We start from the raw sequence: 22,665 nt of genomic DNA, 5'->3' as shown, positions 1-22,665 counted from the left end.
CATGCTTTTCCAAGCCCCGCCCCCGACCCACCGGGCGGTCATGATCCGGAAGATCGCGCCCGGCGACCGGGACGCCGTCGCGGGGGTGTTCCGCGAGCACGACCGCACCGACCTGCCCCGCCGCATCGGCGTCACGCGCCGCACTCTGCTGACGTTCCACGACCTGTACATCCACCTGGTCGAAGGAGACGCGTCGTTCGAGAAGGCCCTGTACGCCGCCGGCGACGACCCCGGGTTCCGCGATATCAACGCCAGACTCGCCACGCTGCTCGTCCCGTACGACAGGGACCGCCCGGCCATGCACCAGGCACAGGCCGAGGAGTTCTACCACTGGTCGGACGACCGGCAGCAGGCGACGTACCGGCTGCTGCTGGAGATCCGCGTGGACGAGGCGCGCGGCACGGAGTTCGAACGGACCTGGCGGCAGATGGCCGCCGTCGCCGCCCGCCACCCGGGGCACGTCACCGAGTCGCTCTCGCGCGACCTCGCCGACCCCGGCACCTACCATCTGATCAGCGACTGGACCGACGAGGACGCCCACGAACGCTTCCTCGCCTCACCCGAGCACCGGGCGCTCGCCGCCGCGCTCCGCGACCTGGACGCCAAGGTCCGCGCGACCCGCACGCGCATCAGCGCCCCCCACGCCGGCCCGGCCGAGGACGGCGGGACGGGCGGGGCGTCCAGCACCGGGCAGGTCGAGCGATGATCGAGCCGACCGACCTGGACGAGGCCGGCGACCGGTCGACGCCGCCGCTGATCAATGACATCCGCGCCCCCGGCCCGGTCGCCCGCGCGCGGATGCTGTCGGGCGACGTCGGTTACGCGGTGACCCGGGCGGCCGAGGCGCAGCACGTGCTGTGCGACCCGGCCTTCAGCAGTGCCGCGACGTTCCTGCCCCGCACACCCGCGGAGCCGCAGGAGCCGGTCGGCTCCAGCAGGGTCCTGTTCGAGATGGATCCGCCCGAGCACACCCGGCTCCGGCGGGCGGTCGCCCAGGCGTTCAACCGCCGCCGCGTCGAGGCCATGCGGCCGGGCATCGCGGAGGTCGTCGACGGACTGCTGGACGAGATGGCCGCGGACGGGGCGCCGGCCGACCTGGTCCGGGCCCTGTGCGCGCCGCTGCCGCTCACCGACATCTGCGAGCTGCTCGGCGTCCCGCGCGAGGACCGCGACTCCTTCCGCGGCTGGGCCGAGGCGATCATGGCGCTGCGCGGTCACTCCCCCCAGGAGATCGACCGGGCCCGGGCCGCGATCCAGCGCTACTTCGTCGAACTGGTCGCGGCCAGACGCGCCGAACCGGCCGACGACCTGGTCAGCGAACTGCTGACCGTGCGCGACCGCGAGGAGCCGATCACCGAACCCGAGCTGGTCAGACTCGCGATCACCCTGCTGATCGCCGGGCACGGGCCCACGATGAACCAGCTCGCCCGGAGCGTGTACGCCCTGCTGACACGCCCCGAGCTGTACGCCGCGCTGCACCGCGATCCGGATCTGGTGGCGACGGCGGTGGAGGAGCTGCTGCGGACGGTGCCGTCCGTGCCGGTCGGCACCCCGCGCCTGGCGCTCCGGGACGTGGAGGTCGGCGGTGTGCCGATCCCCGCCGGCAGCACGGTCGCGGTGTCGGCGCTCGCGGCCAACCACGATCCGGCCCTGTTCACCGATCCGGAGGTGACGGACCTCGGCCGCACCGACAACAAGCACCTGACGTTCGGCCACGGCCCCCACTTCTGCATCGGCGCCCAACTCGCCCGGACCGAGATGCGGACGGCCCTCGCCGCCTTGGTGCGGCGCTTCCCCGGCCTGCGCCTGGCCGTCCCCCCGGAGGCCGTCCAGTGGCGGACGGACTCCCTCTTCCACGGCCCCTTGGAGCTGCCCGTGACCTGGTGACCCGGCGGCCCGCTCGGCGGGGAGCGACGGCTTCCGCGGTGAGATCAGGGGGCGCGCCCGGTCAGCCTCGCGACCGTGTCGTCCAGTGCCTGGACCTGCGACGACTCGCCGGCGTAGGCGTGGACCAGCGCGAGGAACTCCTGGAGCCCGCCGGGGAACTCCGAGCATGTGCGGACGATCGAGTGGACGTCCAGATGGGGCTGCGTGCGGCGCGGCACGCGGATCGCGATCTCTTTGCGCAGGGCGTCCACGATCTGCTGCCGGCCCTCGGCCGTCGTCAGCAGCGGAATGTCCATGAGCCGGTCGACGATCTCGAACAGGGCGGGGAGACCGTTGGCGTCCGCCCGATCCGCCCGGGAGCCCGCGCCGGGGCCGGGGGCGGGCGGTTCGGTGCCGCTGACCGGAAGCGGTCCCACCGGGGCGGGCGCCTGCGCGGCGTTCCCCGCCGGCGCCGGCGATCGCGTTGCCCGAAGGCAGAGCCAGGCGGTGGTCTCCGTCTCCTTGAGACGCACGTCGATCGGCTGGAACTCCGTGGGGTCGATGGCGCCGCGACCTTCCCGGATCACCGCGCGGTAGAACTCGTCGGACGCCAGGACCCCCAGGTCGGCCGGCATCGCGGCGAGGGCCTCCTTGAAGGACGGCGCGTCCAGGAGCCGGTTGACGTGGTTGACGGTGGTGCCGACGATCCCGTTGGCATCCGATTCGAGCGGCCCGCTGTGCAGCGCGATCCGCAGCCGCATCCGGGCGTGTTCGGCGGACAGTTCGTTGTGCCTGCGGAGGGAACCGCGCAGGTGGTCGGGCAGCGGGTGGGCGAGGCGGGCCGGATCGTAGGACGGCGGCAGCACGACGATGACACCGTCGCCGCGGTCCTCCTGGTAGCAGCCCGCGAGAGGCATGCCCGACGCCTCGAAACAGCTCCGGAGGGCCTCGTACAAGACGGTTCGCAGATGGCTTTGCACGTGGTCGGCGCGTTTGCCGAAACTGATGATGTCGCAGACGAAGAGCGTGCAATGGCCGGTCGGGGTCCAGCCTGTCCCCGCTTCGCCGGAGCCGTTCCGCATGACCTGTGATGCCCCTTGAACGATTGGATTGCCCCCAAGGGTGCACGCATGGCGCTCGCTCCGGCAAGTAGCGTGCCGATCGGCTGCTCCGCCGAATGGGCGCCCCTTGCGGAGGTGTGGTAAATCCCATTGTGTCCGGCGACGCAGAACCACCGGGTGGTCGCGGCCTACATTGACTGGCGGGACGGCCGGGGGCGGGGAGGCGGTGACGGCGCATGACGGACGACGAGACGAGGTCACCCGCCCTGGTGCCGCCGGCGGCGCTGTCGCTGGGGCACGCGCAGGAGCAGGTCCGCACGGAGCAGACCACCGCCGAGATCGTCGCGCTGCTCACCGACATACCGGATATGCGGGAGGCGCCGGGGCGCTCCATCGTCGCCCACTACATCAGTGAGCACGTGCGCGCCCCGCTGCTGTTACCGGAGCTGCCGCAGCCGAGGTATCACCTCTACCACCTCGTGCTCGCGTGCCGGGAGATACCCGACGGGCTGCAGTTGCTGGTCCGCGCGGTCGAGTTCGTGGCCGGCCCGACCGCGGCCGTGGCGCGCCTGAAGCGCATGCTGAGCCCGGTCCGCGCCCACCTGGAGCCGGTCGTCGAGACCCAGATCGAGGACCTGCTGACCGGCCTGCGGATACCGTCCCTCACCCGCCTCTACGTGGCCGCAACCGGAAACAGCATCGCCACCGTGCCGTTCCGGCTCACCGACGCCTGGGACGCGTTCTCCGCGCTCCTCGACCACAACACGGCGCCCGGGAAACCCTCGCCGCACCTGATATTCGTCGCGATGCTGCTGCAGACCATGCAGACACGGCAGACGGCGGGAAGCGCCGGGACCGAGGAGGCATGGCGCCTCAAGAGGCTGCGCGACTGGCTGGCGATGCAGACGGAGCAGCTGCGCGGCGCCGGCGACGTCGCCCAGGCCGACTACCTCGACCGCATGCGCGACCGTTCCGGGGTGCTCGCGACGCGCGCCGACAAGCCCATCTACCTCATCATCCAGCTCGAACCGCTCCCGGATCTCGTCGAGGACGAGGTCATGTGCCGGCTCTCGCACTGGCGGCAGATCCATCCGCTCGAATGGCGCCCCGAGCCGGGGGAGGACCAGGTGGTCCCGCTGAGCGCGGTGCGCGAGCACGTCGGCGCTTTGATCCACGAGGCCGAGCGGGGCTGGGCCTACGAACTCGACGACTCCCTGGTGCTGGAGTTCGTGCTGCCGCTGGACATGATCAATCTCGACGTGGACCAGTGGACGCGCGACGCCTCCGGGATGCCGGATCCGCCGCCGCTCGGTGCGGAGTACGAGATCCTCGTCCGGAGTCAGGAGAGGCTGCGCGCCCTGGGTCTCCACCGCGCGTGGCGTCAGCGCTGGCAGGTGCTCGTCGACGCCGTCGACGGCCTCACCTACTGGGCCGCCACGGGGGAGCCCGCCCATCCGCGTCCGATGGGCGATCGGCTGTTGAGCAGCCGCGAGATCGTCGCGTGCGTGCTGAGCGGTCCGCCCGACCGCGAGCCCGGCCGGAGCGAGCTCTGGAAGGCACTGCGGGCGGGGGTGCCCGTGGTGCTCTGGCACCGGGCGGATCAGCTCGCTTCGGAAATGCGGGAGGCGGTGCGGCAGGTCGTCGATCGTCCCGACATCAGGGCGCTGCCGACCGACATCAGACGGCTCCGGGGAAACGCGCCGTCCGATGACCGCAATGGTCGCTCTGCTCTGGAGTTAACCCTCCTATGGGATGACCCGAATCACTTCTTGGACGATGCCCGTGCTCTTCGTGCTCCGGCATCCCGGACGTGACGGTCGACGTGATGTGACCGTAAAAGGGCGTGGTCGCTCCACGCTCCTTCCAAACCTTGCGAAGTGGCGCCCCGGAGGGGATGCTCGACCTAAGGTGGCCCTCACCGGTTCTGCCCGAGTTCGAACATCCATCGCAAGAACCCATAGCCACACCAGAAGGGGACATCGTCGATGGCCGCTGACGAGCCGCCCGAGGTCCCTTCCCCTCGTGACGCGCCCATGCCCGCCGGCCCGGGGGACGCCGCCCCGGACGCCCGCGCCGCATGGTGGATCTATCGCGGCACCGGGCGCCCCCTGCCGCAGGGACGGTTCGCCGCGGCGCTGCCCCCGCCGCCCCCGTGGCGCGCCTTCGACGGCGGTCCGCCGCTCCCGCCTCCGCCCGGTGACGAGCGCGACCTCGTCCGCCGGCTCGGCCCCGTCAGCGCCCGGCCGCGCCCGGCCGACCCCGCGGAGGTCGACGCCGTCAACGCGGCGGTGTTCCTGCGGCGGCCGCTCCTGGTCACCGGGGAGCCGGGTGTCGGGAAGTCGACCCTCGCCTACCGGATCACCCGCGAGCTGGGGCTCGGCCGGGTGCTGCGCTGGCCCATCGGCAGCCGGAGCACGTTGCGCGACGGACTCTACGAATACGACGCGATCGGCCGGGCGCAGGACGCCGCGACCGGCCGCGGGGCGCTCGCGCGGCAGGGCGGGGAGTTATCGGAGGCGCCGGTCGAGGGGGATCCGGATTCCGCCGCGCTGACCGACGCCGGAGTGGGGCACTATCTCAGGCTCGGCCCGCTGGGCACCGCGCTGCTGCCCCATGAGCTGCCCCGCGTGCTCCTCATCGACGAGCTCGACAAAAGCGACATAGACCTACCGAACGACCTTCTTGACGTACTAGAGGAGGGCGAATACGGAATCACCGAACTCTTCCGCGTGAGCGCCCGCGAACCCGTGGTGAAGGTTCACACCGCCGATCCGGACGGCACGGCCGACATCGTGCGGGGGAGAGTGCGTTGCCGGGCGTTCCCCATCGTGGTCATCACCAGCAACGGTGAGCGGGAGTTCCCGCCCGCGTTCCTGCGCCGGTGCCTGCAGTTCTCGATGAAGGAGCCCGACGAGACCCGGCTCGCCGACATCGTGGCGGCGCATTTCGCCGAGCGGTCCGACGAGCGCACCCGGCGGCTGGTCCGCAGTTTCCTGGAGCACCGCAGCAGCCACCGCGGGCTCGCCGCGGACCAGTTGCTCAACGCCGTCTACCTCGCGACCTCCGGGGCACGGGATCCCGATACCGGCTGGGAACGGCTCCTCGATCTCATCTGGCAACGGTTGGAAGTGGCGCCTGAGTGAGTGAGCGGACCGGAGATCCAGCGGCGCGAGGCTCGGGACGGCCCGACGCCTCGGCCGGTTCTCCCGTCTGGCACGAGGTCTCCGACGCCATCTGGCTGGCCGCGCAGATGAACGCGGCCGCCCTGGCGGCGGACGAGGGCGGCCCCGCCGCCCTCCGCCCACCCCGCGAGGCCCCCGGGCGGCCTGCAGGCGGTGAATCCTCTGGCGCCGACCGCGCCGGGCCTCCGGAGGGCGACGGCTTGGACGGGCCTTCACGCGACTCCCCCGCCGGCGCTGGACGGGCGACGCCGCCCAGTGCGACCAGGACTCCGCGTGCGCCGGGTTCCGGGACGTCCCCAAGTGACGGCCCACCAGACCCCTGGCCACGTCAGGCGACGGGCCTGAACGGACACGCCGGACCCGCTCGCCTCCTCCTCCCCGTCCGGCGCGACCCGTTCGCCGGAGTACGGCCCCTGGCCGACCGCCGCCGCCTCGAGCAGGCGCTCCGCCCCTTCAAACGGGCGGTCGAGTCCCGCCGCGGCGAGGTGGAACTGGACGCCGAGGCGACCGCGGTCCGCGCGGTTCAGGACGGGCTCTGGCTGCCCCAGACACGGCCCGTCCCGGAACGCTGGCTCGATCTCGACGTCGTCGTGGACGACGGGCGCCTGGCCGCGCTCAACCGCCCGACGACCGACCGGTTCATCGACTGCCTCGGGGCCGTCGGCGCCTTCAGGATGATCCGCACGCACCTGCTCGACACCGACACCGGCGAGACTTGCCCGCTGGCGCTGCGCGAGCCGGGGCCGCTGGCCGCCGCGCGCCCGGCCGAGGGGCTCACCTCCCGGGGACGCCGCGACCGGCGGCTCATCTTCGTGCTGACGGACGGGATCGGAGACGCCTGGCACTCGGGGGCCGCCCAGCGACTGCTGGCCCGCTGGGGCCGCCAGGCCCCGATCGTGGTGATCAATCTGCTCGCCCGGCGCCAGTGGCGGCGTACGGGCCTCACCACCCGGCCGGCCAAGCTCTACGCGGCGGGCCCCGCGATCGCCAACCGCCTCTACCGCGCGCGCTATCCCGCGGCGCCGTTCGGCGGCGATTCCGGCACCGGCGCCCCGCACGCGGACCGTTCGCACGTCCATGTGCCCGTGATCGAGCTCGACCCCGGGCAGCTCGCAGGCTGGGCGGGCTTCGCGGCGGCGCGCCGCGCTGACTGGTACGGCGCGGTCGCCGTCTGCGGAGCGCCCCCGGAATCCACCCGGGCACCGGATACGGCGGAAACCGAGGAGGCCTCGTCCACGGACGAGTCGGCGACCGAGATCGTCCGGCGGTTCCGCGCCGCGGTCAGCCCGACCGTGTACGCGCTGGCGGTGCATCTGGCCGCGGCGCCCTTGAACGCTCCGGTGATGCGGCTCGTCCAGCGCACCATGCTCCCGGAATCGCGGCCCTCGGACCTGGTCGAACTGGTCGGCAGCGGGCTGCTGCACCGGGTCGGGCCCGAGCCCGGGCCGGCGGCCGACGCCCGGGACGAGGTCGTCTTCGACTTCGCTCCCGGGGTCCGCGACGAGCTCCTGGCCGGGGGGCGGCGTTCCGACACGACCCGGGTGCTGACGACGGTGGCCCTGCACCTGGGCGACCGCATCGCCGGGCTCCGCGATCTGGCCGGAATGGTCACCGCGCCGGAGCGGGGAGAAATGCCGGAATTGACGCGCGAACTCGTGCCGTTCGCCGTCCCCGTCCTCCACGTTTTCAGGGCTCTCGCGGGGCCCTATCTCAGGCCGGCCAGGGCGCTGGACGCCAAGCTGCACGACAAGGTTGACCACTACTATGGGAAAATGCAGGATAGACAGGATAGAGCCGCCGGGGAAGCGGGAAGGACTGGCTCCATGCAATCGCTGGACATCGCCGCTCTCGACGCGCTCACCGGACCTGAGGACATTGTCAAGGCCCCCCACCTTGGAGTCGGTGTGACAGTTCGCGATATCCCGGAGAAAGTCGGGCGCAAGGCGGACGAGCCGCCGCCCGTCTGGGGAAACGTACCTCCCCAGAACATCAGTTTCACCGGGCGGGAAGAGTTGCTGGAGCAACTGCACGAGCGTCTTTCGCAGGGAACGACGGCGGTCCTGCCCCAGGCTTTGCATGGAATGGGCGGAGTCGGCAAATCCCAGATAGCCATCGAATATGTGTATCGCCATATGGCGGATTATGATGTTATTTGGTGGATCAGATCGGAGAGGCCCGGTCAGATCCAGCAGGATCTCGCCGAACTGGCGGCCGAGCTCGACCTGCCGGTCAGCCAGGAGGTCAACGTCGCGGTGCCGGCCGTCCGCGAGGCGCTGCGCCTGGGCCGCCCCTATCGCAACTGGCTGCTGGTCTTCGACAATGCCGAGGAACTGCCCGACGTCCGGGACTTCTTCCCGACCAACGGTCCGGGAAAGATCCTCGTCACCTCCCGCAACCAGGAGTGGACGAAGGTCGCCAACTCCCTTGAGGTCGACGTCTTCGCCCGGGAGGAGAGCAAGGCACTGCTCCGCCTCCGGGGGCCCGAGCTCGCCGACGCCGAGGCGGACGAGCTCGCCGAGGTGCTCGGCGACCTTCCGCTGGCGATCGCCCAGGCCGGGGTCTGGCTCGCCGAGACGGGCATGCCGGTCGACGAGTACCTGCAGCTCTTCCGGGAGAAGCACGAGAAGGCGACCGAGCTGCTGGCGGACGCCGCGCTGGTGGCCAACGAGCTGCCGGTCGCCGCGGCCTGGAACGTCTCGCTGGACCGGTTGCGGACGAGCGATCCGGCGGCGCTGCAACTGCTCCAGGTCTGTGCTTTCTTCGCACCGGAACCCATTTCGCTTCGGATGCTGTCCGGCGCGCGCAACGTCGACGGTCCCCGGGAGCTGATCGAGGCCCTGGGGGACCCGGTCAGGCGAGGGCGTGCGATCCGCGCGATCAACCGGTACGCGCTGGCCAGGATCAGCCACAAGCACAACACGATCATGCTGCACCGCCTGGTGCAGCGGGTCCTCGTCGGGCAGATCCCTCCGGGGGAGGCCGAGGAACTGCGCCGGTGCGGCTACCAGCTGATGGCCAACTTCGACCCGCGCGACCCGGCGCTGCCGGCGAACTGGCGGCGCTACGCCGATCTGCTGCCGCACGTCCACTACTCGGGCATCGTCGGCTTCGACGATCCCTGGACGCGCCGGCTCGTCCTCAACGAGATCGACTTCCTCTTCCAGTGGGGCGACCACCGGGGCTTCCTCGAACTGGCGGAGACCGCGGTCAAGACCTGGACCGAGACGCTGGGCGAGGGCAACGAGCAGGTGCAGGAGGCCATGCTCCACCTCGGCCGCGCTCTCCGCCTGCAGGGACGGTTCGAGGAGGCGTACGGCCACCACGTCCGGGTCCGCGACCTGCGCGCCGAAGAGCACGGTGCCGACGACGAACGCACGATCGAGGCGCAGCGCTTCGTGACGGCCGACCTGCGCTACCTGGGGCAGTTCCAGCAGGCTCTCGAATACGACAAGCGCTCCTTCGAGGCACTGCGCCGCATGTACGGCGAGGACGACCCGATCACGCTGCAGCAGGCGCATCTCTACGCCATCAGCCTGCGGCTCAACGGTGATTTCCGGGCGGCGTGCGATCTCGATCGGCAGACCTACCGGCACCTGATGAACATCTTCGGGGAGAACCACGGCCGGACCCTGTCGTCCCTGGCGGCGATCGCCGTGGACGAGATGGAGCTGGGCCACTTCGACGTGGCCAGGGATCTGACGCGGCAGAACGCGCAGCGTCTCGAGTCGGCGTTCGGCAGCAGCTTCGCCGGTCTCGCCGAGAGCCTGACGGCGTTCTCCGTCATGGAGCGCAAGGCGGGTGACCACGAACGCGCACTCGACCTCTCCACCGAGGCGCTCGAACGCTACAACGAGCGGTACGGGGGTTATCACCCCGGCTCGATCTCCGCCGCACTGAACCACGCGGTGAACCTGCGCCAGGTGGGCAGGCTCGGCGACTCGATTCACCTCGCGCGCGTGACGGCGCAGAACTTCCTGCGGATGTTCGGCCCCGACCACCCCAACACACCGAGCGCGAACATCAATCTCGCGGTCGCCCTCCGGCTGAACGGGCAGCTCGAAGAGGCCAAGAAACTGGACGAGACGGCACTGGACGTTCTGGCCCGCGTTCTCGGTGTCGATCATCCGCGCAGCATCGTCTGCGCGATCAACCTGGCCAGCGACCACTACGCGATCGGCAATGTCCGCGAGGCCATGGAGAGGGACCGGGAGACCCTGGAACGGGCGCACCGCGTCCTCGGGGAGGAGCACCCCACCGCGCTCGCATGCATGTTCAACCTCGGGCTCGATCTGCGCGCCATGGGCGAGGAGCAGGAGGCCGACGTGCTGGCGGCACGGGCCATCGACGGCATGCGCAGGGTGCACGGACCGCAGCATGCGGCCACCACGGCCGCGCAAGAGGGAGTTCGCGCGGACTGCGATATTTATCCGATTCCGGTCTGAGCCGAAACCGAACAGGGGGCCGGAAGCGTGGTCGCCTTACGTTCCCCTGCTCCTGACTCGGGATTGTTTCAATGCCGGTCAAGTGGGGTATGGATAAACCCCGGCGATACGTCTCGAACGGCGTTGGAACGTAGAGTTCTTGATCTGGACACGGCTATGCTCCCCACGTATAGTAGGGGAGCAAATTTGTATGCCCGCACGGATTGTTTATCTTCGGTAATTGTCGGCGACCACGTGAGCGTCGCGGGAATTCAGCCGATCCGGCCGCCGAGGGATCGGGCTCGCGGACAGCGCCGTCCTCTCTCACCGAGAACCACCGCGATGCTCCCGAGGACGGAAGAGGTAATGGGCGGTCAAGGAGACTGGGACAAGGCGTCTTGGCGCAAGAGCAGGCGATCTGGCTCGGATGGGGCGGGAGGGTGCGTCTCCCTTGCCGTCTCCGCGTCGTACGGCGCCATTCGGGACAGCAGGAACCCGTGCCGGACGACCATCGTCCTTCCCAAGACCGTCTTACGCAGGATGTTGGACGACATCAAGAACGGGGCCTTCGACCTGCGATGACGTGGTCTCGCCACCGGTTGGAGGCGCGACGTCCATCGCGGGATCCGCGCCTCCGCCTCCGTCTGCTCAGCCCTGGAGGGCGTCGGACTTGACCGCGTCCATGAACGTGCGCCAGGAGTCCATGGACAGCGACAGCCGCGGGCCCTCGGGGTCCTTGGAGTCGCGGATGGCGCGGGTGCTGCCGATCGACGCCACTTCCACGCATACCGCGAGGTCGGGGTCGCTGCTCCGGCTGCTCTTCCTCCAGACCGGCGCGGACGCATTGGTATGAGTCATGGCTAAATTCTCCTTGTGAACTGTTTCGACACCGCCTGACAGTGCATGAGGCCGTGTCTGGCTGCACCTGGCGGAAATTAATCTACCGCACGGACAAGATGTTCATCGCCAATCCGAGTCCAAATCCAGGGCTGCGCGACAGTGGCATTGTCCGGCAAAAAAAGCTCAGATCTGACATTTAACGTGAAAGGGAGGAATGTCCACCGAACTACGCAGTTCCTGGGCGGTCTGATGTGGTGCCCCTCGGCCGGCCGTCGGGTGATCGGGCGTGGCGGTCGGGATGGAGGCGGGCGGCCTGGGTGCGGAGTAGGCGGATCATGCGGTGGACGTGGTGGGGGAGGTGGCGGGTGCGGGCGTGCTCGGCGGCGAGGAGGACGTCGGGCCCGTCGGCGTCCAGAGGGCGGCGGGTGATGACGCCGGTGAGTTCGAGGGGGTCGTCGGCGATGCTGTAGTCGGGCAGAAGCGTGACACCGAGCCCCTCGGCGACCATGACCTTGCCCATTTCGGCGCCGTCGACGGAGTAGGCGAACGCGGGCTCCCGCCCTCGCAGCAGGCGGTGGACGTAGCGGTGCATGAGATAGCCGGACCGCATCGCGACGAAGGGCTCGGCGAGCATCCGGTCGAGCGGCACCGCGTCCAGCCGGGCGAGAGGGCTGTCGGTGCGGCAGCAGACGACGGCGCGCCCGCGCAGCAGCTCGACGGCGGCGAGGTCCGGGGGCGGGTCGTCGCCCTCGATGACGTTGATCAGGCCGAGGTCGAGTCCGCCGCCGCGCAGCGCGTCGCGGATGTCGGCCTGCTGGGCGGTGACCAGTTCCACCTGCGTCGCGGGGTGTGCGGCGCGGAACTCGCGCATCGCGGGCGTGACGAGCGGGACGGTCGCGGCGTTCACGGTGCCGATGCGGATCATCTGCCGCGATCCGGCCTGGTCGTCGGCGGCCGCGCGGAGCCGGTGCACCGCGTCCAGCACCTCGGCGATCCAGGGCAGCAGCTCCCGGCCGCCGGCGCTGATCCGGGCGCCGGCGCGGTGGCGGTCGAGCAGCGTGACGCCGAGCTCGCGTTCGAGGTTGCTGATCGTCTGGCTGAGCGCGGGCTGGGACAGGTGCAGCGCCTCGCTGGCCCGGCGCATGGAGCCGAGGCGGGTGACGGCCGCGACGCATTCCAGCTGTTCGATCCGCATGGGCCCTCCGGCGGTGACAGGTTTCCCTTATCGCCCCGTCGCGAACGCCACATTGACCGGCGGCGGGATGGTGCGCACAATCCTAACTATGCCTGTAGGAAATATCGAGAACCATGCGGAGCCGCTGAGGTTCGCGTACTGGGTTCCGAACGTCAGCGGCGGCCTGGTCGTGAGCGGGATCGAGCAGCGGACGGACTGGGGGTACGACTACAACCGGCGGCTGGCCGTCCTCGCCGAGAGCAACGGGTTCGAGTACGCCCTCAGCCAGGTGCGCTACATCGCGTCCTACGGGGCCGCCTACCAGCACGAGTCGACCGGGTTCAGCCTCGCGCTGCTGCTCGCCACCGAGCGGCTGAAGGTGATCGCCGCGATCCACCCGGGCCTGTGGCACCCCGGCGTGCTCGCCAAGTTCGTCGCCACCGCCGACCATCTCTCGGGCGGGCGGGCCGCGGTGAACGTCGTCAGCGGCTGGTTCAAGGACGAGTTCACCAAGCTCGGGGAGCCCTGGCTGGAGCACGACGAGCGCTACCGGCGCAGCGAGGAGTTCATCCGGGTCCTGCGGGAGATCTGGACGTCCGAGCACGCCGAGTTCCGCGGCGACTTCTACCGCCTGCACGACTTCGACCTGCGGCCGAAGCCCGTCGCGGGGCCGGGCCGCCCGCACCCGGAGATCTTCCAGGGCGGCAACTCCACCAGTGCCCGCCGGATGGCGGGGCGCGTCTCCGACTGGTACTTCAGCAACGGCAGGGACTTCGACGGCGTCAGGGAGCAGATCGCCGACGTGGGCGCCGAGGCGGTCCTGCACGGGCGGCGGGTGCGGTTCGGCCTGAACGGGTTCGTGATCGCCCGCGACACCGAGGCGGAGGCCCGCGAGGTGCTGCGCGAGATCGTCGCCAAGGCCGACCGGGAGGCGGTGGAGGGCTTCGGCTCGGCCGTCAGGCAGGCGGGCCGGTCCGCCTCGGACGGCAAGGGCATGTGGCAGGACTCCGAGTTCGCCGACCTCGTGCAGTACAACGACGGCTTCCGCACCGGGCTGATCGGCACGCCCGAGCAGATCGCCGAGCGCATCGTCGCCTACAAGCGCCTCGGCGTCGACCTGTTCCTGCTCGGGTTCCTGCACTACCTGGAGGACGTCGAGTACTTCGGCGCGCGCGTGCTGCCGCTGGTGCGCGAGCTGGAGGCCGCGGACGCCGACCGCGGCGAGCCGGCGCGGACCGGGTCCTGACACGCCCATGCGCCTGGTCAGCCGCCGCCACATCGACCTGCTGAGGACCTGCAGCGCGCTGTGTCGCGAGACCCGCGTCCACGACCGGTCCGCATCCCAAGAGGAGAAGCAGAGGCATGTCCGTCAACACCGAGCAGCAGACCATCACCGACCACCCGAGCCGTGACGAACGATTCGCCGCGGCCCTGAGGCGCGCCGACCTCGTCGCCGCCGAACTGCGCGCCACCGCCGCCGAGCGCGACCGCGCCAACAGGAGTCCGCGCAACGAGGTCGAGCTCCTGTGCGCGCACGACCTCCTGCAGGTCCAGGAGCCCGTCGAGTACGGCGGCGACGGCCTGTCCTACGCGCAGGCGTCCCTGATCACCCGCAGGATCGCCCGCGGCGACACCTCGATCGCCCACCTCATCGGCTACCACTACGCGCAGACCCGCATCGCGCCGCTGTTCGGCACTCCGGAGCAGGCCGACGCGTTGTCGCGCCGCAACGGTCAGGAGAAGCTCTTCTGGGGCGGTGTGCAGAACCCGCGCGGCGGCTCCGACCTCGTCCTGACCCGCTCCGGGGACGGATTCCGGCTCGACGGGCGCCGTTCGTTCGCGTCCGGCGCGAGCCTCGGCGACCACCTGTCGGTGACCGCCGCCCACGAGGGCGAGCTGGTCTTCATCTCGCTGCCGGCCGGGCGGCAGGGCTTCCGCGCCCTCGGCGACTGGGACAACATCGGCCAGCGGCTGACCGACTCCGGCGGCGTCGAGTTCGACGGCACCCGCGTCGACCGCGCGGAGATCCTCGGTCCCGATCCTCTGACCGGGCGCACCCTCACCGCCTACCACACGCTTGTCACACCGCACTGGCAGCTCGCCTTCGTCAACTTCTACACAGGGACGGCCGAGGGCGCACTCGACGAGGCCCTCGACTGGACGCGTCTGCGCGGGGCCCCGTGGGAGACCTCGGGCGTGGACAGCGCCGCCGAGGACCCGTACGTCCTGCAGACCGTGGGGGAGGTGCGCAGCGAGATCCGTGCCGCCGCGCTGCTCGCCGACCGGGCCGGGGAAGCCCTCCAGGCGGCCCTGGACACCGGCCCGTCGCTCACCGACGAGCAGCGCGCCGAGGCGGCCGTCGCCGTCTACGAGGCGAAGTACCTGACGACGAAGATCGCGCTGGCGGCCGCCTCGCGCCTGTTCGAGATCCAGGGCGCGCGGGCGACCACCAGCGCCTACGGCTTCGACCGGCACTGGCGCAACCTGCGCACCCACACGCTCCACGACCCGGTCGCCTACAAGGCGCGCGAGGTCGGGGACTGGACGCTGAACCGGCGCGCCCCGCAGTTCTCGCTCTACCGCTGAGTGACTCCGGTCCCGTGGCGACCCGTCCAATCTCCGCCACGGGACCGGACCCGCGAAGGGAGACCCATGACGACGACCGCACCCGTTTCCCCCGGACCGGGCCGATGACGACCGCTCCCGTGATCCAGTCCGGCGAGGAGGCCGTGGAGGTCGCCCGCAAGCTCGCCGACTCGTTCGCCGAGCAGGCGGGCGACCGCGACCGCGAGCGGCGCCCGCCGGCCGCCGAGGTCGCGGAGCTGTCGGAGTCCGGCCTGCTCGGCATCACCGTCCCGGCGCGGTTCGGCGGGGCGGAGGTGAGCGTGGCCGCGCTCACGGAGGTGTTCCGGACGCTCGCCGCGGCCGACGCCAGCATCGCCCAGATCCCGCACAGCCACTTCGTGTTCCTGGAGGCCCTGCGCCGCCAGGGCACCGAGGAGCAGCACGCGCGCTACTTCGCCGAGGCGCTGGACGGAGCCCGCTTCGCCAACGCGCAGTCCGAGCGGGGCGGGCGGACCGCGGCCGAGGACGCGACGACACTGCGCCGCCGCGAGAACGGCGGGTACGTGCTCGACGGCGAGAAGTACTACAGCACCGGCGCCCTCTTCGCGGACTGGCTGGTGGTGCGGGCCGTCCTCGCCGGCGAGGCGCCCCTGCCGACCGGCGCCGCGCCCAGGGCGCTGGCCTACATCCGCCGCGGCACCGAAGGCGTCACGGTCGAGGACGACTGGGACGGCATGGGCCAGCGCACCACCGCGAGTGGAACGGTCCGGCTCGACGGCGTGCGCGTGGACGACGGCGAGGTCGTCCCGTACAGCCCTCTCTTCGACGGGCCGACCACCTACGGCGCCCGCGCGCAGGTGCTGCACGCGGCGATCGACGCCGGCATCGCCCGCGGCGCTGTCGGCGCCGCGGTCCTCGCCGTGGCGAAGGCGCGGCCGTGGTTCGAGAGCGGCGCCGGCACCGCGGCGGGGGACCCGCTGGTCGCCCAGCAGGCCGGCGAGGTGGAGATCGTCGTCCGGGCCGCCGAGGCGCTGCTGCGCGAGGCCGCGGACGCGGTCGACACCGCCGAGCGCGAGCCCACCGGCGGCGCCACCGCTCGGGCGTCGGTGGCGACGGCCGTGGCGAGGGTCGCCGCGGCCCGCGCCTCGCTGGAGGCGTCGTCCGCGCTGTTCGAGCTGGGCGGGACGCGCTCTGCGGCCGCTTCGCCGAACCTGTCGCGCTACTGGCGCGACGCGCGCACGCACACGCTCCACGACCCGGCCCGCTGGAAGGTGCAGCACGTGGGCCGCTGGCTGCTGTCGGGCACCCCGCCGCCCCGTCACGGCCAGCTCTGAGCCCGGTTCCACGCCCGGCCCCCGAGGCGGGCCGGGAGAAGGAAGGCACACTGTGACCCTTACGTTCCACTGGTTCCTGCCCACCTACGGCGACTCGCGTTCCGTCGTGGGCGGCGGGCACGGCCAGCCTGCCGGGGCCGCGGCCGGCGACCGCCGCGCCTCGATCGGCTACCTGGCGTCGATCGTGCGCTCCGCCGAGGAGTTCGGTTTCACCGGTGCGCTCACCCCCACCGGCGCGTGGTGCGAGGACGCCTGGCTCACGACGGCGATGCTGGCGCGCGAGTCCGAGCGGCTGGCGTTCCTGGTGGCGTTCCGGCCCGGCCTGATCAGCCCGACGCTCGCCGCGCAGATGGCCGCCACGTTCAGCGCGCACGCGCCCGGGCGGCTCTCGCTGAACGTCGTCACCGGCGGCGAGGCCCACGAGCAGCGCGCCTACGGCGACCACCTGCCCAAGGACGAGCGGTACGCCCGCTGCGGGGAGTTCCTGTCGGTCGTGCGGCGGTTGTGGGCAGGCGAGACGGTCACCCACCGCGGCGCGCACCTCGACATCGACGCGGCCCGCCTGCCGACGACGCCCGACCCGGTGCCGCCGCTGTACTTCGGCGGCTCGTCGGACGCGGCGGGGCCGGTCGCGGCCGAGCACGCCGACGTCTACCTGACCTGGGGCGAGCCGGTCGACGCCGTCGCCCGCAAGCTCGGCCGGATACGCGAGCTGGCCGCGGCCCGGGGCCGCAAACCGCGCTTCGGCGTCCGGCTGCACGTCATCACCCGCGACACCGCCGAGGAGGCGTGGCGGCAGGCGGGACGCCTCGTCGACGCGCTCGGCGAGGACACGATCGCCGCCGCGCAGGCCGTCCTGGCCCGCAGCGAGTCCACCGGCCAGCGGCGCATGCGCGACCTGCACGCGGGAGCTCGCGCCGACGGCACGTGGCGCGACCCCCACGCGCTGGAGGTGGCGGCCAACCTGTGGGCGGGGGTCGGGCTCGTCCGCGGCGGCGCCGGGACGGCCCTCGTCGGCTCGCACACCGAGGTGGCCGACCGGATCGCCGAGTACGCCGCCATCGGCATCGACGAGTTCGTCCTGTCCGGGTACCCGCACCTGGAGGAGCTGTACTGGTTCGGAGAGGGAGTGCTTCCCCACCTAGCCCGGCACGGCCTGTTCCACGACACCGGCGGTGTCGGCACGGGGCTCAACGCCTTCCTGCCCAAGGAGACATCGGCATGACGGCCGTGGAACCGGAGCTCCGCCGGGTCTACGGCGCCTACCCGACGGGCGTCGCGGTGGTGGCGGGCCTCGTGGACGGCCGTCCGGCCGGCATCGCCGCCAGCTCGTTCGTCCCGGTGTCGCTGGATCCGCCGCTGGTGTCGGTGTGCGTCGCGCACACCTCCACGACCTGGCCGCTGCTGGGCGGGCTGCCCCGCATCGGCATCAGCGTGCTCGGCGCCCACCAGGAGCACATCGGCCGGCGCCTCGGCGCCCGCACCGGCGACCGGTTCGCCGGCGTCGCTTGGCGCTCGACAGCCGGCGGCTGCGTGCTCGTCGAGGGCGCGTCGGCGTGGTTCGACTGCACCGTCGAGCAGCGGGTCCGGTCGGGCGACCACGACATCGTCGTCTTCCGCGTCCACGACCTGGACGCCGCTCTCGACGTGCCCCCGCTGGTCTTCCACGCCAGCGCCTTCCGCAGACTGGGCTGACAGGCCGCCGCACCAGCGGTCGTCCACGCGCCATGAATCCGAGTGGAGGAGTCGCCGTGAGCCTCTCTGTCCTCGTGGGAAATCCGCGACCGCGGTCCCGCACATTGCAGGTGGCGCTCGACGCCGCCGCCGCGGTCGCGGAGCGGGTCGGTCATACGGGCGCGGCACAGGTCGTCGACCTGTCCTCGCAGGCGCCAGAACTGCTCAGTCCCACCCCGTCGCCGCAGGTGCGGGACGCACTGGACCGCGTCGCGGGCACGGACGTGCTGGTGGTCGCAAGCCCCACCTACAAGGCCACCTACACCGGCCTTCTCAAGGTGTTCCTCGACCGCCTCCCCGGTGGCGCGCTCGCGTCGACGGTGGCCCTGCCGCTCCTGGTGATGGGCGACCCCAGGCACTCTCTGGCGGTCGAGGTGCACCTGCGGCCGCTCCTGGTGGAGCTGGGCGCGACCGTCCCGACGCCTGGACTGGCGTTCCTGGAATCACAGGTCCCCGGCGCCGCCGACGTGCTCGGCGCATGGGCCGACCTGGTCGCCCCGCAGGTGTCCGCCGCGCTCGCTCGCAGGCGGGCGGGCCGGGTGGACGGTCCGTAGAGAGCGTGTCACGGTCCGTCCGTCCGGGGCTTCCCAGGCGGTGTGATCTGCGTAACCGTGGAGGCGATCGGCGCGGAGGGCCGTCCCGGACATATTCCCAGGTAAAACGGTAGGTTTTATCGGAAACTTGCTTCCGAACGGACGTCTTCGCAGGTGAAGCCGGTCTTTTGGGGGCTTCACAGGGACGGATGCCGAGTGCATGCTGAGGACATGAACGCAGCGAAGGTCCTGGTGGCGAGGCGCCACGTCGACCTCCTTCGCGTGTGCAGCGCGTCCTGTTGAGCCGCTCTTTCGTGCGTCGACGCCACTGACCGGCGAGCCCCCCTTCCACCGGCCTCCCCCTGCGCCGGGACCCTGCCGCCTTCCTTCCGTTCCCCTCTTCCGGAGGTGCCCCGTGTCCACCCATCTGCTCGATCCGCCCCGTTCGGCGATTCCCGAAGCGGCGCGGCCCGCGGTCGCGGCCCGTTCCGGCGCCGTGCTGCTGTCCCTGCTGCGCCGGGTCCGCAAGGTCAGCGGGCTCGTCGTCATCCTCGCCCTGTGGGAGGCCGGCGCCCGTGCGGGCTGGCTCGGCAGCACGACCCCGCCGCTCAGCGACGTCGCCGTCCGCGGCTGGGAGATGGTGTCGTCGGGCGCGCTGTTCCAGAACCTCGGGGTCTCGCTGACGCGGGTTCTGAAGGGCCTGGCGATCGGGCTGCCGGCCGGCCTCGTCCTCGGCCTGCTCTCCGGGCTGTTCAGGGTCAGCGAGGACGTCATCGACGCACCCGTCCAGGCGGTCCGGATGCTTCCGCACCTCGCGCTGGTCCCGCTGTTCATCATCTGGTTCGGGATCGGTGAGACGTCCAAGGTCGGCCTGATCGCGGTCGGCGTCGTGTTCCCGCTCTACATCAACGTGTTCCATGGCATCCGGGGCGTGGACGAGCGGCTGGTGGAGTCGGCCCGCACCTGCGGGCTCGGCCGTCTCGGCCTCATCCGGAAGGTCATCCTGCCCGGCGCGCTCCCGCAGATCCTCGTCGGCCTGCGCCTGTCGCTCGGCGTCGCCTGGCTGACGCTCGTCGTCGTGGAGCAGTCCGCGACGGCCAGCGGCATCGGCTTCGTCATCAACCAGGCCACCCAGTTCCTGCAGATGGACACGGTCTTCCTGGTCCTCGTGGTCTACGCGCTGCTCGGCGTGTCGACGGACCTGCTGGTGCGGCTCGTCGAGCGGCGGGCCCTGGCGTGGCGGAGGGGGCTGGTGGCGCGATGACGACGACGGTGGCGAGCGGCGTGCGCGTCCGCGGCCTCAGGCGGGTGTTCGGCGAGCGCGCCGTCCTGGACGGCGTGGACCTCGACATCGCGCCCGGCGAGTTCGTCGCCCTGCTCGGCGCGAGCGGCTCCGGGAAGAGCACGCTGCTGCGCGCGCTGGCCGGGCTGGACGGCGAGGGGGGCGGCGAGATCGACGTCCCCGGCAGGCGCGCCGTCGTCTACCAGGAGCACCGCCTGCTGCCCTGGAGCCGGGTGTGGGACAACGTCGTCCTCGGCCTGCGAGGCCGCGACCTGCGCAGGCGGGCCGAGGCGGCCCTGGCCGAGGTCGGGCTGACGGCTCGCGCCGACGCGTGGCCGCTCACCCTGTCCGGCGGCGAGTCCCAGCGCGTCGCGCTGGCCCGGGCGCTGGTGCGGACGCCCGACCTGCTCCTGCTCGACGAGCCGTTCGGGGCCCTGGACGCGCTCACCAGGCTCAACGCCCAGGCGCTCGTCGCCGACCTGTGGGCCGAGCACCGGCCGGCGGTCCTGCTGGTCACCCACGACGTCGAGGAGGCGCTCCTGCTCGCCGACCGCGCTCTGCTGCTCGCGGACGGCCGGATCGAACGGGAGTACTCCGTGGACCTTCCCCGGCCGCGGTCGGTGGACGACCCGAGGTTCATCGCGCTGCGGCGCGACCTGCTCGACGGGCTCGGAGTGCGAACCGTCCTCCAGCCCCCACCCACCGCCATACAACCGACGAGCTCCGCTCGACGAACCGTCTGACTGCCAAGGAGGCATCATGACCGACCTGACCGCCGATGTGCTCGTCGCGGGCGGCGGCCCCGCCGGCGCGTGGGCCGCGATCAAGGCGGCGGAGGCCGGCGCCGACGTCGTCCTCGCCGACAAGGGGTACCTCGGGACGAGCGGCGCGACGGCGTCGGCCGGGACCGGGGTCTGGTACGTCGAGCCGGAGCCGGAGGCCCGGGAGGCGGCCATGGCCAGCCGCGAGGCCCTCGGCGGATACCTCGCCGACCGCGGGTGGATGGCCCGCGTCCTCGACCAGACGTACGCGAACATGAACGAACTGGCCGAGATCTCCAGGTACCCGTTCCCGGAGGACGGGAACGGCCGCCAGATCAGGCGCGGCCTGCAGGGCCCCGAGTACATGCGGCGGATGCGCGTGCGGGTCCGCCGGTCGGGGGTGCGGGTCCTCGACCACAGCCCCCTCACCGAACTGCTCGCGGACGGCGCCGGGGCCGTCGCCGGCGCCGCCGGGTACCACCTGCGGGACGACCGGCCGTTCCGGGTCCGGGCGGGCGCCGTCGTGCTCGCCACCGGCGGGTGCGCCTTCCTCAGCAAGGCGCTGGGCTGCGACGTCAACACCGGGGACGGCGCCCTGTTCGCGGCGGAGGCGGGCGCGGAGCTGTCCGGCATGGAGTTCTCCAACGCCTACGCGATCGCCCCGGCCTTCACGTCCGTGACCAAGACGGCGTTCTACTCGTTCGCCACCTTCTACCACGCGGACGGGACCGTCCTGGAAGGGGCGGGCAGCCAGCGGGGACGGTCGGTGATCGCCCGGACGCTGCTCAGCGAACCCGTCCTGTGCCGCATCGACCGGGCCACGCCCGAGGACCAGCGGGCGATGCGGCTCGCGCAGGCGAACTTCTTCCTCCCGTTCGACCGGCAGGGCATCGACCCGTTCACGGACCTGTTCCCCGTCACCCTGCTCGCCGAGGGGACCGTCCGCGGCACCGGCGGCATCCGGATCACCGGCGCCGACTGCTCCACCACGGTGCCCGGCCTGTACGCGGCGGGGGACGCCGCCACCCGCGAGCTGATCTGCGGCGGCTTCACCGGCGGCGGGAGCCACAACGCCGCGTGGGCGATGTCGTCCGGCACCTGGGCCGGGCAGGGCGCCGCCCGGTACGCCACCGGACTGGGCGGACGAGCCGGAGCGCGGACCGTGCACGCCCTCGGCGAGGCGGGCGTCCGCCCGGAGGGCCCGGCGGCCGGAGGCCACGCCGACTACGTCGCCGCCGTCCAGGCCGAGGTGCTGCCCTACGACAAGAACCTGCTGCGGCACGGCGGGCGCCTCACCCCGGCACTGGACGTCCTGGACCGGACGTGGCGGCAACTGCGCGGCACGCTCCGCGAGGAGGGCGCCGGGATCGTCCGGGCGCGCTCGGCCGCAGCGATGACCGCGCACGCCCGCTGGATGTACCGCGCCGCGCTCACCCGCACCGAGACGCGGGGCATGCACAAGCGCCAGGACCTGCCGGACCAGGACCCGGCCCAGCACCGCCGGCTCGTCACCGGCGGCCTCGACGACATCTGGACGCGTCCGGAGGCCGAGGCGGTGGCGTCGTGATCGAGATCGTCTCGCGGGAGCGGTGCATCGCCTGCGACAAGTGCGTGGACGTGTGCCCGACGAACGTATTCGACCGCGGCGCGGACGGCATCCCGGTCATCGCCCGGCAGAGCGACTGCCAGACCTGCTTCATGTGCGAGGCGTACTGCCCGGTCGACGCCCTGTTCGTCGACCCGCGCTCGCACGCGCTGCCGGAGCCTCCGGACGAGGCGGCGCTCGCCGCGGACGGGACCCTCGGCGCCTACCGCGCGCAGATCGGCTGGGGCCGCGGACGCACCCCCGGGGCCAGGCTCGCGATCGGCCCGTCGCTGAACCGGGCGGGCGCCCCCCTCACCTCCTGAAACA

19 protein-coding genes are annotated in these 22,665 nt (G+C 72.0%); 16 read left to right on the top strand and 3 right to left on the bottom strand.

What is annotated here, in order from left to right; translation table 11 throughout:
* The first annotated feature begins 1 nt into the window (after position 1).
* Positions 2-706: a TcmI family type II polyketide cyclase gene (locus AB0H37_RS09215; protein WP_360612065.1), complete on the top strand. Its 705-nt coding sequence runs from the start codon at positions 2-4 to the stop codon at positions 704-706.
* Positions 703-1,887 carry a cytochrome P450 gene (locus tag AB0H37_RS09210; protein WP_360612064.1) on the top strand — a complete coding sequence of 395 codons (1,185 nt, stop codon included), beginning with the start codon at positions 703-705 and terminating at the stop codon, positions 1,885-1,887. Before AB0H37_RS09215 ends, AB0H37_RS09210 begins: the two co-directional genes overlap by 4 nt.
* A gap of 44 nt (positions 1,888-1,931) precedes the next feature.
* Here AB0H37_RS09210 and AB0H37_RS09205 read toward each other — a convergent pair whose 3' ends face one another.
* Positions 1,932-2,783 carry a hypothetical protein gene (locus AB0H37_RS09205; RefSeq protein ID WP_360612063.1) on the bottom strand — a complete coding sequence of 284 codons (852 nt, stop codon included), beginning with the start codon at positions 2,781-2,783 and terminating at the stop codon, positions 1,932-1,934.
* A 380-nt stretch (positions 2,784-3,163) separates the two neighbouring features.
* On the opposite strand from AB0H37_RS09205, the gene AB0H37_RS09200 reads away from it, so the two are divergent.
* The 4 genes from AB0H37_RS09200 to AB0H37_RS09185 all read left to right on the top strand — a co-directional run bounded on the left by AB0H37_RS09200 (position 3,164) and on the right by AB0H37_RS09185 (position 11,112).
* Positions 3,164-4,741: a hypothetical protein gene (locus AB0H37_RS09200; protein WP_329092451.1), complete on the top strand. Its 1,578-nt coding sequence runs from the start codon at positions 3,164-3,166 to the stop codon at positions 4,739-4,741.
* A 171-nt stretch (positions 4,742-4,912) separates the two neighbouring features.
* The gene (locus tag AB0H37_RS09195) at positions 4,913-6,070 is read left to right on the top strand and encodes a MoxR family ATPase (RefSeq protein WP_329092449.1); all 1,158 of its coding nucleotides are present in this window, start codon (positions 4,913-4,915) and stop codon (positions 6,068-6,070) included.
* Positions 6,067-10,551 carry an FxSxx-COOH system tetratricopeptide repeat protein gene (fxsT, locus tag AB0H37_RS09190; protein WP_360612062.1) on the top strand — a complete coding sequence of 1,495 codons (4,485 nt, stop codon included), beginning with the start codon at positions 6,067-6,069 and terminating at the stop codon, positions 10,549-10,551. Before AB0H37_RS09195 ends, fxsT begins: the two co-directional genes overlap by 4 nt.
* 156 nt (positions 10,552-10,707) lie before the next feature.
* Positions 10,708-11,112 carry a DUF397 domain-containing protein gene (locus AB0H37_RS09185; protein ID WP_360612061.1) on the top strand — a complete coding sequence of 135 codons (405 nt, stop codon included), beginning with the start codon at positions 10,708-10,710 and terminating at the stop codon, positions 11,110-11,112.
* 66 nt (positions 11,113-11,178) lie between these two features.
* On the opposite strand, the gene AB0H37_RS09180 is transcribed toward AB0H37_RS09185, so the two are convergent.
* Both AB0H37_RS09180 and AB0H37_RS09175 read right to left on the bottom strand, forming a co-directional pair.
* Positions 11,179-11,388: a DUF397 domain-containing protein gene (locus AB0H37_RS09180; RefSeq protein ID WP_329092446.1), complete on the bottom strand. Its 210-nt coding sequence runs from the start codon at positions 11,386-11,388 to the stop codon at positions 11,179-11,181.
* 208 nt (positions 11,389-11,596) lie between these two features.
* Positions 11,597-12,565 carry a LysR family transcriptional regulator gene (locus AB0H37_RS09175; protein WP_329092444.1) on the bottom strand — a complete coding sequence of 323 codons (969 nt, stop codon included), beginning with the start codon at positions 12,563-12,565 and terminating at the stop codon, positions 11,597-11,599.
* An 88-nt stretch (positions 12,566-12,653) separates the two neighbouring features.
* Between AB0H37_RS09175 and sfnG the strand changes: the two genes are divergently transcribed.
* The 10 genes from sfnG (at position 12,654) to AB0H37_RS09125 (ending at position 22,661) form a co-directional block, all read left to right on the top strand.
* Positions 12,654-13,790 carry a dimethylsulfone monooxygenase SfnG gene (gene sfnG / locus AB0H37_RS09170; RefSeq protein WP_360612060.1) on the top strand — a complete coding sequence of 379 codons (1,137 nt, stop codon included), beginning with the start codon at positions 12,654-12,656 and terminating at the stop codon, positions 13,788-13,790.
* A gap of 116 nt (positions 13,791-13,906) precedes the next feature.
* Positions 13,907-15,130, top strand: a complete 1,224-nt coding sequence (locus AB0H37_RS09165; RefSeq protein ID WP_360612059.1) for an acyl-CoA dehydrogenase family protein — start codon at positions 13,907-13,909, stop codon at positions 15,128-15,130.
* Between the two features lie 104 nt (positions 15,131-15,234).
* A complete protein-coding gene (locus AB0H37_RS09160; RefSeq protein ID WP_360612058.1) occupies positions 15,235-16,443 on the top strand; it encodes an SfnB family sulfur acquisition oxidoreductase in 1,209 nt (402 codons plus the stop codon).
* Between the two features lie 52 nt (positions 16,444-16,495).
* Positions 16,496-17,668 (top strand): LLM class flavin-dependent oxidoreductase, encoded by a 1,173-nt coding sequence (locus tag AB0H37_RS09155; protein WP_360612057.1) that lies wholly within the window; start codon positions 16,496-16,498, stop codon positions 17,666-17,668.
* A complete protein-coding gene (locus tag AB0H37_RS09150; protein WP_179834187.1) occupies positions 17,665-18,138 on the top strand; it encodes a flavin reductase family protein in 474 nt (157 codons plus the stop codon). Before AB0H37_RS09155 ends, AB0H37_RS09150 begins: the two co-directional genes overlap by 4 nt.
* 56 nt (positions 18,139-18,194) lie before the next feature.
* Complete coding sequence (locus AB0H37_RS09145; RefSeq protein ID WP_360612056.1) at positions 18,195-18,731, top strand: NAD(P)H-dependent oxidoreductase; 537 nt, start codon at positions 18,195-18,197, stop codon at positions 18,729-18,731.
* A 394-nt stretch (positions 18,732-19,125) separates the two neighbouring features.
* Positions 19,126-19,974: an ABC transporter permease gene (locus AB0H37_RS09140; RefSeq protein ID WP_329092432.1), complete on the top strand. Its 849-nt coding sequence runs from the start codon at positions 19,126-19,128 to the stop codon at positions 19,972-19,974.
* A complete protein-coding gene (locus AB0H37_RS09135; RefSeq protein WP_360612055.1) occupies positions 19,971-20,735 on the top strand; it encodes an ABC transporter ATP-binding protein in 765 nt (254 codons plus the stop codon). Before AB0H37_RS09140 ends, AB0H37_RS09135 begins: the two co-directional genes overlap by 4 nt.
* Positions 20,736-20,751: 16 nt before the next feature.
* Entirely contained in the window at positions 20,752-22,320 is a 1,569-nt protein-coding gene (locus tag AB0H37_RS09130; RefSeq protein ID WP_329092428.1) for an FAD-binding protein, read from the top strand.
* Entirely contained in the window at positions 22,317-22,661 is a 345-nt protein-coding gene (locus AB0H37_RS09125; protein ID WP_329092426.1) for a ferredoxin family protein, read from the top strand. The genes AB0H37_RS09130 and AB0H37_RS09125 overlap by 4 nt, the downstream gene beginning before the upstream one ends.
* The last annotated feature ends 4 nt before the right edge of the window (positions 22,662-22,665 follow it).

It is taken from the genome of Actinomadura sp. NPDC023710, from assembly GCF_040639875.1.
GTDB classification, from domain to species: domain Bacteria; phylum Actinomycetota; class Actinomycetes; order Streptosporangiales; family Streptosporangiaceae; genus Spirillospora; species Spirillospora citrea.
The sequence above is the reverse complement of the archived record's forward strand: the minus strand, read 5'-3'. Positions and strand labels throughout refer to the sequence as shown.